The organism is Galbibacter mesophilus (genome assembly GCF_023721415.1).
In the GTDB taxonomy this organism is placed as follows: domain Bacteria; phylum Bacteroidota; class Bacteroidia; order Flavobacteriales; family Flavobacteriaceae; genus Galbibacter; species Galbibacter mesophilus.
In genome coordinates this window covers 69,631-85,053 of sequence record NZ_JAMQVC010000003.1, presented here as the reverse complement: position 1 = coordinate 85,053, position 15,423 = coordinate 69,631, and the positions used below count along the sequence as shown (strand labels likewise).

The window sequence follows — 15,423 nt, the reverse complement described above, 5'->3', positions numbered from 1 at the left end:
TACGAACGCGTAGATTTTTGTTTAACCGCTTGTTCTTTACAATAAAACACACTTTACATTAAAGAATCGACCTACCTTAACATTTCCTTACCAAAAAGCCCAGTAAAATAAATTAACTTTACTCAAGCGCACTTTCTAAATATTAAAATCATAGAAAACTAAACTTGTAGTAAAACATGCAACTATTTTACGCTCCTGAATTGGCAAATGATGCTGCTGAATATACTTTTGATAAAGAAGAAAGCAGGCACATAAGCAAAGTACTCCGCAAGAAAGAAGGCGACACACTTTACATTACCAATGGAAAAGGATGGTTGTTTGATGCCGAAATCACCAATGCCGACATTAAAAATTGTGTGGTATCTATTAAAAAAGCACAGCAGAAACGCAGAAAACAATACCGATTACACATGGCTGTAGCTCCAACAAAAATGAACGACCGCTATGAATGGTTTCTAGAAAAGGCTACGGAAATTGGTATAGATGAAATTACCCCCATTATTTGTGATCATTCTGAACGTAAAAAAATAAAACCGGAACGCTACGAGAAGATTCTTCAGGCGGCAATGAAACAATCGCTTACATGCTATCTCCCAAAACTAAACGAGGCTATTAACTATGCCGACTTTATGAAAGAAAAGCAAGAAGGACAGTTATTTATTGCGCATTGTGAAAATCAGGAGAAATACGACTTAAAACGAAAAATAATGGCCGATAACGAAGTGGTTATTTTAATTGGTCCCGAAGGTGATTTCTCGCTAAACGAAATAAAAATAGCAGAAGAAAATGGGTATTTCCCCGTTTCTTTAAGTGATAATCGCCTACGAACAGAGACCGCCGCAATTGTTGCCTGTCATATTGTTTCGCTTATGAATTCTTAGTTACCATCCTGTTAAATTTGTCGATCTGAAGAAAATCCCTTATCCTCAGAATAGTGATTAAAAGCTCCGAGAACAGGAGCGTAGGCACGGAGCGACGCGGAGTTTTGATTACGGTTTTTCGACTTTATAGTCGAAAAAATTCCTTGGATAAGGCGCCTTTTTCTTTGTTTCGTTTCTTTTGAGCGAGCAAAAGAAATGAAAAAGTATTATTAGAATCGACAAATACAATATTTACCAACAGAACATAATAGATAAAGGTTTTGCGGTAAGAAATAATAACCTTTAGGTTGTCCGAAAAGTCAAAATCCTTACATAAAAAAAAGCTATTTACAATCCCAAGTAAAATTGGCTACAGAATAATTTAAAGTTGGTTTGTAATTATAATGCCACCACTCAGAGGTAATCGCTCCAAACCCGAATGATTCCATGGTGGTTTTTAATAATTTTCGATTCTCCAACACCTGATTCGGTAAATCTTGATAGGCATGTCTTGCTTTTCTTCCGAAGAAATCAAAACCGGTACCCATATCCAATTCTTCTCCTTCCAAAGTGGTCAACGTTATATCTACAGCGCCTCCTTTATTATGAATAGACCCCTTCGCTGGATTGGCAACATAGGTGGGATTAGGAACGATTTTCCACATTTTTTTCTGTACGTCGTGCGGCCGATAACAATCAAAAAACTTAATACGGTAGCCTTTTTCCATAAAAGCTGCATTTGCTTTTAGCAATCCTCTTGCCGTCACTGCACGAACATAGCATTCGGCACATTCATAAACTTGCGCTTTTAAGAAGTTGTCTTCCGTGGCATATTTCATATCATATACAAAATCATCACTATAATCTGCCAAGCGCACAAAAGTAGTATCAGGGATTTCATCTAAAGGAACGACATCCTTTTTTTTAACTTCAGTCGTTTTTACAGAATCAACCTTTTCTTCAGCAACCAACGTATCTTCCGACTTAGCAATATTTCTATTTTCAGTTTTTTCCCCTGCTTGGGTTCCTTGTTTGCAAGCGATAATAAATATTAATAGTAATGCGCAAAAAAATCTCATAACCAGTTATTTGAATTCAATAAAAATCATTCAGCTATTTACAAATGCAATTCTTCTTTAAAATTTTAATATTCTTCTTTGTTGCTTTGTTTAGAATATTGACAGAAGAAGGTCCAAATACAAAATCACCATCATCATCATCCATGCTTTTGGAAACCGACAGGGTTCCCCGCGTGTTGACAAAGTGAATTTGTGTTTGTGTTTTTAAATCGTAAAAAGCGATTGAGCTTGCTGAAATATTTTCATAATCTGCATTGTCTTGGTCAGGCTCATAACCAAAAGCAGCAAACTCATCCTTAATTACTTCTCCTTTTAGGGTAATTAAATAGGCGGCATTGGTTCCCTCTGCCATCGCTTTTAATTCTGATTTGGAAGGCTCGAAGGGAATTACATCTTTAATTAAACTCATCTTTCGCTCTTCATCCAAAAGCACCAAAGAATCTTTTATACATTCTTTAAAGAAGTCAAACATCTTTGCTTCCAAACTGGTTTTATCACAGTTTTCACAAACTGCATTATTTAAAATCCACTTCCCCTCGGTAAAATCCAAAACACCTTTTGAACCTGAATTGGAGGTATATTTAGCGGAATGGCAAGAACTAAAAATAATAGTCAAACACAGAATAATTAGATACTTCATAGGTTTTTATCTCACTTGTTTCCCGCCCAAGAATGTCTTTTCAACATTTAGCTGTGGGATTTCATTTTCAGGAACCGTCATAATATCTTTATCCAAAACGATAAAATCGGCCCATTTCCCTACTTCAATACTTCCTTTTTCCTTTTCTTCAAAATTAGAATGTGCAGCCCAGATGGTCATTCCTTTTAACGCTTCTTCCCTGCTCAGTGCATCTTTCTTCTGAAATCCGCCTTCTGGATACCCAGCAGTATCTTTTCTCGCCACTGCCGCATAAAAGGTTAGAAAAGGTGATACCTGCTCTACTGGGAAATCCGTTCCCAATGCCACGATTCCAGCCTTGTCCAACAAGGTTTTGTAGGCATAAGCTCCTTTAATACGTTCTGCTCCTACCCTATCTTCTGCCCAATACATATCGCTGGTGGCATGCGTTGGCTGTACCGATGGGGTAATGTTGCTTGAAAAATAATCGAAATCCTGTGGAGCCACAATCTGTGCGTGTTCCACCTTCCAACGTCTATCCTTCTTTCCTTCCAGTGCTTTTTTATAGGCTTTTAAAACCACTACATTGGCAGAATCACCAATAGCGTGAGTGTTTAATTGGTAATCGGTTGCGGCTATTCTTTCGGCAATTTTATAGATTTCATCCACAGGGGTTACCATCGCCCCAAAATGATGATGTTTGTCACTATAAGGTTCTTTTAAAACAGCGCCACGAGAACCCAATGCGCCGTCACCATAAACTTTTACGGAGCGAACATCGAGTTTATCGGTTTTTAAGACACCACGCTCTAAAAAGTAATCCAAATTGCTCGGGGTATTGCTCACCATGGCATAGATGCGCATATCCAGTTTTTCTGCTTGTTGCAAGCTATCAATCAATAAAATAATATCCTTGTCCAATCCGGCATCATTCACCGTGGTTAAACCATAATCAAAACAAATACGCTCTGCATCTCTTAGCGCTTTGGCAGCCACTTCCGAAGTAATTTCAGGAAATATTTTATCCACCAATCCCATAGGATTATCAATTAAAACGCCTGTAATCTTTCCGTTTTCCTTTACAATTTCGCCTCCGTCCACATTAGTTTCTTCAGTAATTCCAGCTAAATCCAATGCCTTTTGGTTCACCAAATATGCGTGTCCGTCTATTCTTGTTAGCACAACAGGCGTTTCGGGGAACAAAGAATCCAGCGCATCCTTGGTAGGGAACTCTTTTTCTTCCCAATCGTTTTGGTCCCAGCCACGACCAATAATAAAGTTTGATTTTCTTTCTCTTTGAAATGCCGTTACGCGTTCCAATACTTCTTCATAGCTTTTGGTTCCCACCAAATCTACATTTTGCTCCTGCAAGCCTAATTGATAGAAATGGCAATGCGCATCAATAAACCCCGGATAAATAGGTTTCCCTTCTAAATCTAGAACTTTTGTTGCTTCATATTGTTCTCTTATTTCTTCGGAAGAGCCCACGGCAACAAACTTTTCATCCTTGATAGCAAAAGCAGTTGCTTTGGACATGGTTGAATCTACTGTGTAAACATTAGCATTTACGATGAGCAAATCAACCGTTTCTTTCTTATCGCAAGAAAAGAGGCTCATAGCAAGCCATACTATAAATAAATGCTTTATATTCTTGATATCTATCATTAGTTCACGGATTTAATTATTTTTATTTATGATTGTCCGTAATCTCTCATAACGTTATGTCACCTCGAGCGCAGTCGAGAAATCATTTGGCTTAGCAGCTTTAAATAAGGTCTCGACTGCGCTCGACCAGACAAACATATCCTTTATGTGTATGGATTACGAATATTCAATTTTATTTTCTTTCTTTTTCAGCCAAATAAAAAACCTGCTGTAAGGAAGGTCTTATATTCAACCGATACAAATTACGGTGTTCGCGAGTAGGGTACACCCTATTCGACAAAAATATGAATAGTAAATCATTTATTGGATCTGCCCAAACATATGTTCCAGTAAAGCCTCCATGTCCAAAACTTTTTGGACTTACCTCTGGCGCTGGGGAGGCATGTGCCAAATCCAAGGACGCATTGTTCAATAATGGCTTATCAAAACCCAATCCCCTTTTATTTCCGTTCTCGGGATATTGAACTTTTGTAAATTCCTGTAAAGTAGCTTCGGAAATATACCTTTTTCCGCCATATTCACCCATATTTTGGTACATTTTCATCAACTTTGCCACATCATTGGCCGTGCCAAACAAGCCGGCATTACCAGATACGCCGCCCAGAAGACTTGCATTTTCATCATGCACCCAGCCCTTTACCATATTTTTTCGGTAAATCTCATCCATTTCGGTAGGTACAATTAAACTATCGGGATATTTCCCAGACGGATTGAACATCAGCGTATTGGCTCCCAATGGTTTGTAAATGCTATCACGCACATAATCCTCGTAAGGAATGCCCGTTAATTGCTCTATAAGCTCGGGGTAGATAAGAAAACTCAAACCCGAATATTTATATTTTTTTTCTGAAGAAACTTCGCTTCTATTGATAATCCGATATACCTTTATTATAAATTTTTTATTGAGGTATAAACCTTCATAAATTTTCACAGGAAACCGTTTGCTGGGCTCATTTCTTACGTATTTTCTTCGGAATTCACCATCTTTCATAATTTCTTGAAGAAAAACATAATAGGGTTCCAGTCCAGCCTGATGTGCCAAAATTTCACGAAGGGTTAAATCTTTTTTATCCTTTCTGCGCTTCCAGGGCTTCCAGTATTCACTAAAAGGCATATCCAAATCCAATTTACCTTCATCCACCAATTGCATCAATGCGGGCAGCGGACCCGTAATTTTTGTTACGGACGCCAAGTCGTATAAATCGTTTTTACCAACGGGAACCAAACTATCAAAAGTATGATAGCCAAAAGCTTCGTGAAAAATCACTGAATTATTTTTTGCCACCAATAATTGTGCTCCAGGAAAAGCTTTCTCAGTAATTCCCGCCGTCATAATGGAATCAATTTTTTCAGCAATGAACAAACTGTCCAAACCTACCTCAGCTGGGCTTCCGTAGCCCATTCTTATCTGATTTGTTACTGAAATTCCAGTCCCTTTTCTAAATCGACCCTCAACATCTTCCAAAAGCTTTCCTGTACAACTGGTTCCCCCAAAAATTAGAGAAGCGGCATGCATTTGCCACTTTTCATGTCGATTTTCCAATTGAAGAAGTGCGTCGGCATTAAAGAGATAATTGTTGAACTTTAGACCTTTTAATGGTATAAATGAAACACCGATTGTTTTGGTCTTCGGAAGTAATTCCGTAATCCGATAAAGCACATCCCAATTGATTTGATTACTTGCTATTGAAAAAATCACCAAATCGTACGCTTGTAATTTATCAACCGTTTCTTCTGAAGACAATCCGTTAAAAACATCTACCGAAGTATACTTAGTAAGAGTTGTATTGAACGTTTCCTGAGATGCCTCTTCACCAAGATTTACACTCGCAATTTTGGTATTCACTAAATCTTTTACGGGCAGTACTTCATTCGTGTTTTTTAGCAAAATGCAGTTTGTTGCCGATGACTGTGAGAATAAAAAAGAAACAAAAAGAAAAATTGTAAGTTGGAGTAAGGACTTCATCAATAAAAATTAGCATTGAGTCTGCAATTTAGTAAATAAATGACAACCTGTAGCCCTTTATGAGCCTGTAAAAACAGGGTGAAAAAGTTTAAGTTTAGGCTTGCGTTTATAAATTTTGCATTTATCACATTAAATATTATCCTTTCATTTCTTTTGCTCGCCCAAAAGAAACGAAACAAAGAAAACGGCGCCTTATCCAAGGAATTTTTTCGACCATGAAGTCGAAAAACCGAAATCAAAACTCCGCGTCGCTTCGTACCTACACTCCTGCCCTCGGAGCTTTTGATTACTATTCTGAGGATAAGGAGTTTAAAAAATTATGATTTCAAAGCTATTCCAAACTGGAGCGTAAAAAAAGGCCTTTCATAAAATAAAGGCCTACTCTTGATATTTTTTATTGAATGGTTATTTTAATTAGCAACGTCACTAATGAATTTTATACGGTACAAACGGATTTCGTCATCTTCGTAATCGCCGTCAAATTCTTCCATGGCATTAGATATTTTGTCGGTATCGGCTTCCAAAAAATAATCATGAAGCTCTTCTTGTTGGTCTTCATCTAAAATCTCATCCAACCAATAGTCCAAGTTCAACTTCGTACCCATGTAAACAATCTGTTCCATTTCTTTAATGAGGTCGTCCATGGAAAGTCCTTTAGCTGCAGCGATATCATCCAACGGCAATTTTCTGTCGACGTTTTGAATAACATACAGTTTCAAGGCAGAATTAGCTCCGGTAGATTTAACCACCATATCATCCGGACGAACAATGTCGTTTTCATCCACATATTTCTTGATGAAAGCAACGAAAGGTTTTCCATATTTCTTCGCTTTCCCGTCTCCTACTCCGTGAATGTTAGACATTTCCTCTAAACTCAGAGGATACTTAAGTGCCATATCTTCTAAAGAAGGGTCTTGAAAGATAACGAATGGTGGCACTTCTAATTTTTTAGATTGCTGTTTTCGTAAATCCTTCAGCATTTTTAGCAGTTGTTCATCTGCCACGGCCCCGCCACTTTTTCCTACGGTAACAATATTATCATCGTTTGCATCTTCATAGGTGTGGTCTTCTGTCATCATAAAGGAAACTGAATTCTTAAGATAATCCTTTCCATTATTGGTTAAATGCAAAACACCGTACTGCTCAATTTCCTTATGTATTAAGCCACTCACCAAAACTTGACGTATTAGCGCCATCCAATAAGCTGCTTCCTTTTCATTTCCAATTCCGAAGAAAGAGCGCTCATCTGTTTTATGCGACTTAATCAGGGCATTTACTTTCCCGACTAGTGTATTAACAACCTCTTTGGCTTTGTATTTTTCCTTTGTATCTTTTATTACTTTCAGCAGTTTAACAACATCGTCCTTAGCTTCATGCTTCTTTTTAGGATGACGAATGTTATCATCCATATCGGCACCTTCGCCATTTACTTCATCAAATTCTTCTCCGAAATAGTGAAGGATGTATTTTCTTCGAGACATGGAAGTTTCTGCATAAGCCACCATATCCTGCAACAAAGCATGACCTATTTCCTGTTCAGCAACAGGCTTACCGCTCATGAATTTCTCCAATTTTTCGATGTCTTTATATGAATAGAAAGCGAGGCAATGACCTTCACCACCATCACGACCGGTTTCTTGATAGTAACTTTCTATACTTTTTGGAATATCATGATGGATTACAAAGCGCACATCGGGTTTATCGATTCCCATCCCAAAAGCTATGGTAGCAACAACAACATCTACATCTTCCATAAGGAACATATCCTGATGTTTTGCTCTCGTTTTAGCGTCCAATCCGGCATGGTAAGGCACCGCCTTTACACCATTTACTTGAAGGGTTTGCGCAAGTTCTTCTACCCGTTTTCTGCTCAAACAATAAATAATTCCCGATTTGCCATCGTTTTGTTTTACAAACCGAATTATATCTGCATCTACATTTTTTGTTTTCGGGCGAACTTCATAATATAAATTTGGTCTGTTGAATGAAGCTTTAAACACCTCCGCATTGCTCATTCCCAAATTTTTAAGAATATCTTCCTGTACTTTGGGCGTCGCAGTCGCTGTAAGTCCGATAATTGGAATATCGTCTCCCAAACGTTGAATAATGGTACGTATATTTCGGTATTCGGGCCTAAAGTCATGCCCCCATTCAGAAATACAGTGTGCCTCATCTACGGCTACAAAAGAAATTTTTACAGTTCTAAAAAATTCTATGTATTCTTCTTTCGTTAAAGATTCTGGGGCCACATAAAGAAGTTTGGTAACCCCGTTTGTAATATCATCTTTTACCTGTCGAACTTCCGTCTTATTGAGCGAAGAATTTAAAACGTGGGCAATCCCTTTGTTGGAAGAAATTCCACGAATGGCATCCACTTGATTTTTCATTAAAGCAATTAAGGGGGAAATTACAATAGCTGTGCCTTCTTTTACCAAGGCTGGCAATTGATAGCAGAGGGATTTACCTCCACCCGTAGGCATTATTACAAACGTATTGCGGTCATTAATTATATTACCTATAACCGCCTCCTGCAAACCTTTAAACTGACTAAAACCAAAATACTGTTTAAGTGCTCCTTGTAAGTCAATTTCAGCTGAACTCATCCTTTCGTTTTACTATTTTATATACATTTGCACTACTAAAGATACTATTAATCTTTAGTTATAACAAATTCTAAAAAAATTAAAATTTGAATACTAAAAGTGCCATAATAGCCAATGCTATCAAGGCAATTGATAATGAAAGTAATGCAATCAAAAACCTTGCCTCTTTTATAGATGACGAATTTGCAGACGCAGTTTCTTTCATCTATGAGTCCAAAGGTAGGGTAATTGTTACTGGTGTTGGCAAAAGTGCCATAATTGCCACTAAAATTGTAGCTACTTTAAATTCTACTGGAACCCCAGCGGTGTTTATGCACGCTGCCGACGCTATTCATGGCGACTTGGGGACCATACTTAAAGATGATGTGGTAATTTGCATCTCTAAAAGTGGGAATACCGCTGAAATAAAAGTTTTGGTTCCTTTCATAAAAGAAGGTCCCAACAAACTAATTGCCATTACTTCCAATAAAAATTCTTATTTAGCACAACAATCAGATTTTGTTATTAATGCTTACGTGGAAAAAGAGGCTTGCCCGCATAACCTAGCACCTACCACCAGTACCACCGCACAAATGGTGATTGGAGATGCAATGGCTATTTGTCTTTTGGAATTACGTGGTTTTAGCAGTCAAGATTTTGCTAAATATCATCCGGGTGGCTCCCTTGGCAAAAAACTTTATCTTCGGGTAAGAGATGTTGCCATGGCAAACCTAAAACCCCAAGTTACCGTAGATACAGATGTACGAAAGGTGATTGTGGAGATTTCAGAAAAATTAATGGGGGTTACCGCTGTAGTAGAGAACAATAAAATTTTAGGAATTGTTACTGATGGTGATATTCGTAGAATGCTTAGTAAATATGAAAATATTAGCAATTTAACGGCTAAGGACATAATGTCAGAAAATCCTAAAACCGTTAATTGCGACGTCTTGGCAGTAGACGCCTTAGACATTATGGAGAAATTTGGAATTTCTCAATTATTGGTAGAAAAAGAAAACAAATACTTTGGAGTAATCCATCTTCATGACTTAATCAAAGAAGGAATTATATAATGACAAAACAAATTGGTACAGGAGAAGAGCAAGAGATGTCTTTTCTAGACCACCTTGAAGAATTAAGGTGGCATTTAATTAGAGCTACGCTTGGTGTTATCATTATCGGAATTGTAGCTTTTATTGCTAAAGATTTTATTTTCGATACCATTTTATTTGGGCCCAAGAAAGCCGATTTCCCTACGTATCGCTTCTTTTGTAATATCTCCAAAGCGTTAGGCTTAGATGAATCTTTTTGCGAAGGTCCGCAATTTAGAATTCAAAGTAGGCAAATGGCAGGACAGTTTTCTGCGCATATCTGGACATCCATTTGGGCTGGTTTTATAATCGGATTTCCTTACATTTTATGGGAATTATGGCGGTTTATTAGTCCGGGATTACATGACAATGAACGAAATAATTCTCGTGGTTTTATTGTAATCGCCTCCTTTTTATTTTTTACCGGTGTACTTTTTGGATACTACGTTATTTCTCCGCTATCCATCAACTTTTTGGCAAATTATCATGTGAGTCAAGAGGTTTTTAATGATATTGACCTTTCCTCGTACATTTCTACGATAAGAGCTTCAGTAATTTCTTGCGGATTAATTTTCGAACTGCCAATTATCATGTATTTCCTTACAAAAATAGGCTTGGTAACTCCAGAAGTTTTAAGAAAATACCGAAAAATAGCCATTGTAGTAGTGCTTATTCTTTCCGCAGTAATTACACCACCAGATGTTGCCAGTCAAATTGTGGTGGCTATCCCGATTGTTATTTTATACGAAGTGAGTATTTACATCTCTAAATTCGTTATTAAAAGAGAAGAGCGTAAACTAAAAAAACAGAAAGCAAAAAATGGCTGATATTGTAGACGATTTTAACGCCTATCGTTCTAAAATGAACGACCGTATTTTAGCAGATAACAATAAGTTGATTAAAAGAATTTTCAATTTAGATACCAATGCTTACATGGCGGGCGCTTTGGATGTAAAAACCAAAGAACTTCTTGGTTTAGTGGCTTCTGCCGTATTGCGTTGCGACGATTGTATAAAATACCATTTGGAGACCTGTTACAAAGAAGGACTCAAAAAAGAAGAAGTTGTTGAAGCTTTGGGTATTGCTACCTTAGTTGGTGGCACCATTGTTGTTCCACATCTTAGAAAAGCCTATGAATTCTGGGATGCCTTAGAAGCGAAAAAATCCTAAACCTTTGCAAAATACCACGAGGTTAGTGTTGAAAAAACCTATTTTTGGTGATAAACTTTCAACATAAGCGCTCCAAAAAATATAACTTATGAAGCTAAGAGCTGAAAACATCATGAAGTCCTACAAAGGGCGAAAAGTAGTTAAAGGTATTTCCTTGGAAGTTAACAAAGGCGAAATTGTTGGGCTTCTTGGACCAAACGGTGCTGGAAAAACCACTTCTTTTTATATGATTGTTGGTTTGATTAAGCCTAACGGCGGAAAAATTTTTCTCGATAGCCAAGAAATTACCAATTACCCAATGTACAAACGTGCACAAAATGGTATCGGCTATTTGGCGCAGGAAGCTTCTGTTTTTAGAAAATTAAGTATAGAAGACAATATTATGAGCGTGCTTCAGCTAACAAAACTCTCTAAAAAAGAGCAACAAATGAAAATGGAAGCGCTTATTGATGAATTCAGCCTCGGGCATATTCGAAAAAACCGCGGCGATTTACTTTCCGGAGGGGAAAGAAGAAGAACCGAAATCGCGCGCGCATTGGCTACTGACCCAAGTTTTATTCTTTTGGATGAGCCTTTTGCGGGAGTTGACCCCGTCGCGGTAGAAGACATTCAACGTATTGTAGCCCAATTGAAAAATAAAAATATTGGCATTTTAATAACCGACCATAATGTTCAAGAAACACTAGCCATAACAGAGCGGTCGTACCTTATGTTTGAAGGAAGTATTTTAAAAGCAGGAATTCCAGAAGAATTGGCTGCCGATGAAATGGTACGTAAAGTGTATCTAGGACAAAACTTTGAATTAAGAAAGAAAAAATTAGATTTTAATTCTTAAACAATTTTTAAAATGAAAAAATTATCAATCAACATTTTGGTAGCATTGGCTACCGTAGCTTCGTTTGTAAGCTGTAATGAAAAAGCAAAGAAACAGGAAGATGAAGCCACTACCCTAACGGAAGAAAAGGTAACCGGCAACGACGAACATACCAGTGAAAATTCATTGGATTGGAACGGAAAATACAAAGGAACATTGCCCTGTGCAGACTGTGCTGGTATTGAGACTTCTCTTGAACTTAAAAAAGATGAAACCTACGTTTTAACAAGTAAATACATAGGAAAAGAAGATGACCCTATTGAGAAAACAGGAACGTTTGAGTGGAATCAAGAAGGAAATCAAGTTACTTTAGAAGGTGATGCCCAACAACAATATTTTGTAGGGGAAAACACTCTTACTAAATTGGATAATGAAGGGAAAAAAGTGGAAGGCGATTTAGCTGAAAAATATGTTTTGAAAAAAGAATCCATGGTAACAGACACTACTTTAACCGACAAAAAATGGAAGCTTGTAACCCTAATGGGTAAACCAATATCTGAAATTGAAGAAACTGCCACAGAACCTTTTATAGAGTTTTCTTCTGAAGAAAATAGAGTTGGTGGAAATGCTGGATGCAATAATTTCTCTGGAAGTTACACGCTTAAAGAAGGAAACCGTTTTGAAACTTCTCCGCTGGCAACTACGATGAAAGCGTGCATGAAAATGCAAGTAGAAGGCCAATTAATGAAAGTTTTGGAGAAAGTGGACACTTACACCATCAAAGACGGAAAACTTTCCCTTACAAAAGGAAAAATGGCACCTTTAGCCGTTTTCGAAGAAGCTAAATAAGCCAGAACTAAAGATTAAAACACGAATGTCAGCCTGAGCACTTTTACTCACGCTGACATTTTTTATTTTTTGACTAGCCAGCAAACTTCCCCAAATACTAAGCTGCCGGTTTACTTTTCTTTTGGTAGCTAACAACAATTGAAAACAAAACGTACAGAAATATAATTACAGGTATTGCAGCGTATTTCAATAAGCCAATTAAAATAGCTGAAAGAACTAAAAACACATACCGAATACTGTTCTCTTTAAAACCCCATGTTTTAAATTTTAAAGCAAATAAGGTTATTCTGGCATTCATCATGTACGTACTTATAATTGTAACAATTATCAAAAACCACTTGTTAAGAATCAAGTTGCTTAAAAAAGCATTTTCCTGAAATTCCAAAATCAATGGCAATGATAAAATTAGCAGTGCATTTGCCGGAGTTGGAAGTCCGATAAAAGAATCGGATTGGTCTTCGTCTATATTAAATTTTGCCAATCGATAGGCGGCACCCAGCGTAATGATTATTCCGAATAAAGACAGTGCAGAAAAGTTGAACCCTGATTCCATTTCTGGAGCAGCCCACGAATAATTACTGGAACTCATATTAAACAATTGAAACATAACGATGCCTGGAACAACACCGGAGGTAACTACATCCGCCAAGGAATCCAATTGCAAACCCAATTCGCTTTGTACTTTTAGGAGTCGCGCTGCGAGTCCGTCGAAAAAATCGAAAAAGATTCCCGCAAACATAAAGTAGGCAGCAAAGATTAAGTGCCCTTGTACGGCCAAAATAGTAGCGATAACACCGCAAAAAAGGTTTAATAAGGTAAGTATATTTGGAATATGCTTCTTCATAAATATAAAAATTTCATTACCGTAAAATTACAATTTTTAGATTACCAAATTTCCCTATTTGTAGTGAATTCATTTTTATTAACTTTACAGAAAGCAACTATATGAAAAAGAAGTTTTTTAAACTGCTAGCCAAAATCAACAAAGCGATACTACCCTCCTATTCCAAAAAGGAATTGAACTTAGCAAAGGCCAATAAATTTCAAATGGCTATTATTGGTTGGCGCACTTATGTTACCAAACGGGCATTAGATTAGTAGGTAATTACCGATTTCACCTCTTTATTCTGTAATTTTTTACGTCCTTCCAAAAAGGACAATTCCATTAAAAAATTACACTGCACCACTTTTCCTCCCAGCTTTTCGACTAATTTACAGACTGCCTGCGCTGTTCCTCCCGTAGCTAAAACATCGTCGTGGATAATCACTTTGTCCCCTTTTTTAATTGCATCGGTATGGATTTCCAAAGTATCTTTACCATATTCCAGTGCGTACGTTTCCGAAGTTGTTTCCGCAGGTAATTTATTTGGCTTTCTAACAGGCACAAAAGCACAATTTAGTTCTTTCGCTAAAAGAGTCCCGAAGAAAAAGCCCCTACTTTCAATTCCCACAACCACATCAATAGATTGATTGCCTATTAAAGCTCTCAATTCTTTGGTTGCATATTCCATCGCTTTTACATTAGCCAGTAAGGGTGTGATGTCTTTAAAAACAACTCCCTCTTTTGGAAAATCTTTTATATCTCTTATGTAGTTCGTTAAATCCATACGTAGCTTTTTAAAAAGTAAACAACCTTGGTGCAAGCCTGCCTTAGCATTTCGGGCAGGCCCTTCTGCCTTTGCCGGGCAGACAAGCGTCGGAGCAACTTGCCTAACGGCCTTAGTTTATAAATCTCACTTTGTGAGTAAAATTACAAACTATTGCAGGAATTCCGATAAGCCTCAAATCTTTTTTAAAATTATTTACGAAAAAAAGATTAAATTTAAGGAGCGTTTTCGCATTGAATTACCTTTTTTCCCACCTCACCATTCCTACAATCTATTTTCAACTAACTTAATTATTACGATTATGAAAAAATTTATTGCAGAGTTTATTGGCACCCTTTGGCTGGTGCTTGGCGGGTGCGGTAGCGCTGTGCTCGCAGCTGGATATCCAGACTTGGGTATTGGCTTTGTGGGTGTTTCCCTCGCCTTTGGATTAACTGTTTTAACCATGGTCTATGCCATCGGTCATATTTCGGGCTGCCATTTAAATCCAGCCGTATCCATTGGTCTTTGGGTCGGCGGAAGATTTCCAGGCAAGGAGTTACCCATTTACATTATATCCCAAGTGCTCGGCGGTATTGCCGGAGCCGGAATTTTATATTTAATTGTTACCGGAAAAGAGGGAGCATCCATCGGTAGTTTTGCTGCTAACGGCTATGGAGAACACTCCCCTGACGGCTATGGAATGACCGCCGCATTGATTACGGAGGTGGTTATGACTTTTATGTTCCTCATCATCATTTTGGGTGCTACCCATAAAAATACTCCTTTTGGGTTTGCGGGTATAGCCATTGGATTAGGACTTACCCTTATTCACCTCATTAGCATTCCGGTAACAAACACCTCGGTAAATCCCGCCAGAAGTACCAGCCAAGCCCTGTTTGTTAGTGATTGGGCGTTGGGACAACTTTGGTTGTTTTGGTTGGCACCCATAATTGGCGCGGTCCTTGCAGGAATCGTTTATAATTATCTCGGTCCAAACAAACCCGATTTAACAGATGAAACCACCGCCTAAAAAAATTTCAACACGCAACTTAATCACTTAAAAGAATACTCAACTAAAGCGTTTTTTATACGATAAATTTTAGCTTGAATAATTTCACTTAGTACGTGAATTTATAATA

The 15,423-nt window shown here is 37.6% G+C and carries 15 protein-coding genes; 8 read left to right on the top strand and 7 right to left on the bottom strand.

Annotated elements, in window-relative coordinates:
- The first annotated feature begins 176 nt into the window (after window positions 1-176).
- Complete coding sequence (locus NDQ75_RS12200; RefSeq protein ID WP_202029584.1) at window positions 177-881, top strand: 16S rRNA (uracil(1498)-N(3))-methyltransferase; 705 nt, start codon at window positions 177-179, stop codon at window positions 879-881.
- A gap of 323 nt (window positions 882-1,204) precedes the next feature.
- Here the strand turns inward: NDQ75_RS12200 and NDQ75_RS12195 are convergent, their stop codons facing one another.
- The 5 genes from NDQ75_RS12195 to NDQ75_RS12175 form a co-directional block, all read right to left on the bottom strand.
- Window positions 1,205-1,939 (bottom strand): M15 family metallopeptidase, encoded by a 735-nt coding sequence (locus NDQ75_RS12195; RefSeq protein WP_202029585.1) that lies wholly within the window; start codon window positions 1,937-1,939, stop codon window positions 1,205-1,207.
- A 34-nt stretch (window positions 1,940-1,973) separates the two neighbouring features.
- Window positions 1,974-2,579: a hypothetical protein gene (locus NDQ75_RS12190; RefSeq protein WP_202029586.1), complete on the bottom strand. Its 606-nt coding sequence runs from the start codon at window positions 2,577-2,579 to the stop codon at window positions 1,974-1,976.
- Between the two features lie 6 nt (window positions 2,580-2,585).
- Entirely contained in the window at window positions 2,586-4,223 is a 1,638-nt protein-coding gene (locus NDQ75_RS12185; RefSeq protein WP_202029587.1) for an amidohydrolase, read from the bottom strand.
- Window positions 4,224-4,395: 172 nt separating this feature from the next.
- Window positions 4,396-6,111: a serine hydrolase domain-containing protein gene (locus NDQ75_RS12180; protein ID WP_242513723.1), complete on the bottom strand. Its 1,716-nt coding sequence runs from the start codon at window positions 6,109-6,111 to the stop codon at window positions 4,396-4,398.
- A 488-nt stretch (window positions 6,112-6,599) separates the two neighbouring features.
- Window positions 6,600-8,792, bottom strand: coding sequence for an ATP-dependent DNA helicase RecQ (locus tag NDQ75_RS12175; protein ID WP_251762026.1), 2,193 nt, complete (start codon window positions 8,790-8,792; stop codon window positions 6,600-6,602).
- A gap of 86 nt (window positions 8,793-8,878) precedes the next feature.
- On the opposite strand from NDQ75_RS12175, the gene NDQ75_RS12170 reads away from it, so the two are divergent.
- The 5 genes from NDQ75_RS12170 (at window position 8,879) to NDQ75_RS12150 (ending at window position 12,695) form a co-directional block, all read left to right on the top strand.
- A complete protein-coding gene (locus NDQ75_RS12170; protein WP_202029590.1) occupies window positions 8,879-9,844 on the top strand; it encodes a KpsF/GutQ family sugar-phosphate isomerase in 966 nt (321 codons plus the stop codon).
- Entirely contained in the window at window positions 9,844-10,689 is an 846-nt protein-coding gene (tatC, locus tag NDQ75_RS12165) for a twin-arginine translocase subunit TatC (protein ID WP_202029591.1), read from the top strand. Before NDQ75_RS12170 ends, tatC begins: the two co-directional genes overlap by 1 nt.
- Window positions 10,682-11,032 (top strand): carboxymuconolactone decarboxylase family protein, encoded by a 351-nt coding sequence (locus NDQ75_RS12160; protein WP_202029592.1) that lies wholly within the window; start codon window positions 10,682-10,684, stop codon window positions 11,030-11,032. The genes tatC and NDQ75_RS12160 overlap by 8 nt, the downstream gene beginning before the upstream one ends.
- Before the next feature lie 88 nt (window positions 11,033-11,120).
- On the top strand, window positions 11,121-11,867 hold the full coding sequence (gene lptB, locus NDQ75_RS12155; protein ID WP_202029593.1) for an LPS export ABC transporter ATP-binding protein: 747 nt from the start codon (window positions 11,121-11,123) through the stop codon (window positions 11,865-11,867).
- Between the two features lie 12 nt (window positions 11,868-11,879).
- Window positions 11,880-12,695 carry a copper resistance protein NlpE N-terminal domain-containing protein gene (locus tag NDQ75_RS12150; protein WP_202029594.1) on the top strand — a complete coding sequence of 272 codons (816 nt, stop codon included), beginning with the start codon at window positions 11,880-11,882 and terminating at the stop codon, window positions 12,693-12,695.
- Between the two features lie 97 nt (window positions 12,696-12,792).
- Here NDQ75_RS12150 and NDQ75_RS12145 read toward each other — a convergent pair whose 3' ends face one another.
- On the bottom strand, window positions 12,793-13,539 hold the full coding sequence (locus NDQ75_RS12145; RefSeq protein WP_202029595.1) for a CDP-alcohol phosphatidyltransferase family protein: 747 nt from the start codon (window positions 13,537-13,539) through the stop codon (window positions 12,793-12,795).
- A gap of 101 nt (window positions 13,540-13,640) precedes the next feature.
- Between NDQ75_RS12145 and NDQ75_RS12140 the strand changes: the two genes are divergently transcribed.
- Window positions 13,641-13,793 (top strand): SsrA-binding protein, encoded by a 153-nt coding sequence (locus tag NDQ75_RS12140; RefSeq protein WP_202029596.1) that lies wholly within the window; start codon window positions 13,641-13,643, stop codon window positions 13,791-13,793.
- On the opposite strand, the gene NDQ75_RS12135 is transcribed toward NDQ75_RS12140, so the two are convergent.
- Window positions 13,790-14,302 (bottom strand): adenine phosphoribosyltransferase, encoded by a 513-nt coding sequence (locus NDQ75_RS12135; RefSeq protein ID WP_202029597.1) that lies wholly within the window; start codon window positions 14,300-14,302, stop codon window positions 13,790-13,792. The two genes, NDQ75_RS12140 and NDQ75_RS12135, sit on opposite strands and share 4 nt — an antisense overlap.
- 301 nt (window positions 14,303-14,603) lie before the next feature.
- Between NDQ75_RS12135 and aqpZ the strand changes: the two genes are divergently transcribed.
- Complete coding sequence (gene aqpZ / locus NDQ75_RS12130) at window positions 14,604-15,314, top strand: aquaporin Z (RefSeq protein ID WP_202029598.1); 711 nt, start codon at window positions 14,604-14,606, stop codon at window positions 15,312-15,314.
- The last annotated feature ends 109 nt before the right edge of the window (window positions 15,315-15,423 follow it).

Coding starts and splice junctions, on each gene's coding strand:
- NDQ75_RS12135 (WP_202029597.1), bottom strand. CDS start 14,302: ATGGATTTAACGAACTACATAAGAGATATAAAAGATTTTCCAAAAGAG.
- NDQ75_RS12160 (WP_202029592.1), top strand. CDS start 10,682: ATGGCTGATATTGTAGACGATTTTAACGCCTATCGTTCTAAAATGAAC.
- NDQ75_RS12190 (WP_202029586.1), bottom strand. CDS start 2,579: ATGAAGTATCTAATTATTCTGTGTTTGACTATTATTTTTAGTTCTTGC.
- NDQ75_RS12145 (WP_202029595.1), bottom strand. CDS start 13,539: ATGAAGAAGCATATTCCAAATATACTTACCTTATTAAACCTTTTTTGC.
- NDQ75_RS12195 (WP_202029585.1), bottom strand. CDS start 1,939: ATGAGATTTTTTTGCGCATTACTATTAATATTTATTATCGCTTGCAAA.
- NDQ75_RS12185 (WP_202029587.1), bottom strand. CDS start 4,223: ATGATAGATATCAAGAATATAAAGCATTTATTTATAGTATGGCTTGCT.
- NDQ75_RS12200 (WP_202029584.1), top strand. CDS start 177: ATGCAACTATTTTACGCTCCTGAATTGGCAAATGATGCTGCTGAATAT.
- NDQ75_RS12140 (WP_202029596.1), top strand. CDS start 13,641: ATGAAAAAGAAGTTTTTTAAACTGCTAGCCAAAATCAACAAAGCGATA.
- aqpZ (WP_202029598.1), top strand. CDS start 14,604: ATGAAAAAATTTATTGCAGAGTTTATTGGCACCCTTTGGCTGGTGCTT.
- NDQ75_RS12150 (WP_202029594.1), top strand. CDS start 11,880: ATGAAAAAATTATCAATCAACATTTTGGTAGCATTGGCTACCGTAGCT.
- NDQ75_RS12175 (WP_251762026.1), bottom strand. CDS start 8,792: ATGAGTTCAGCTGAAATTGACTTACAAGGAGCACTTAAACAGTATTTT.
- lptB (WP_202029593.1), top strand. CDS start 11,121: ATGAAGCTAAGAGCTGAAAACATCATGAAGTCCTACAAAGGGCGAAAA.
- tatC (WP_202029591.1), top strand. CDS start 9,844: ATGACAAAACAAATTGGTACAGGAGAAGAGCAAGAGATGTCTTTTCTA.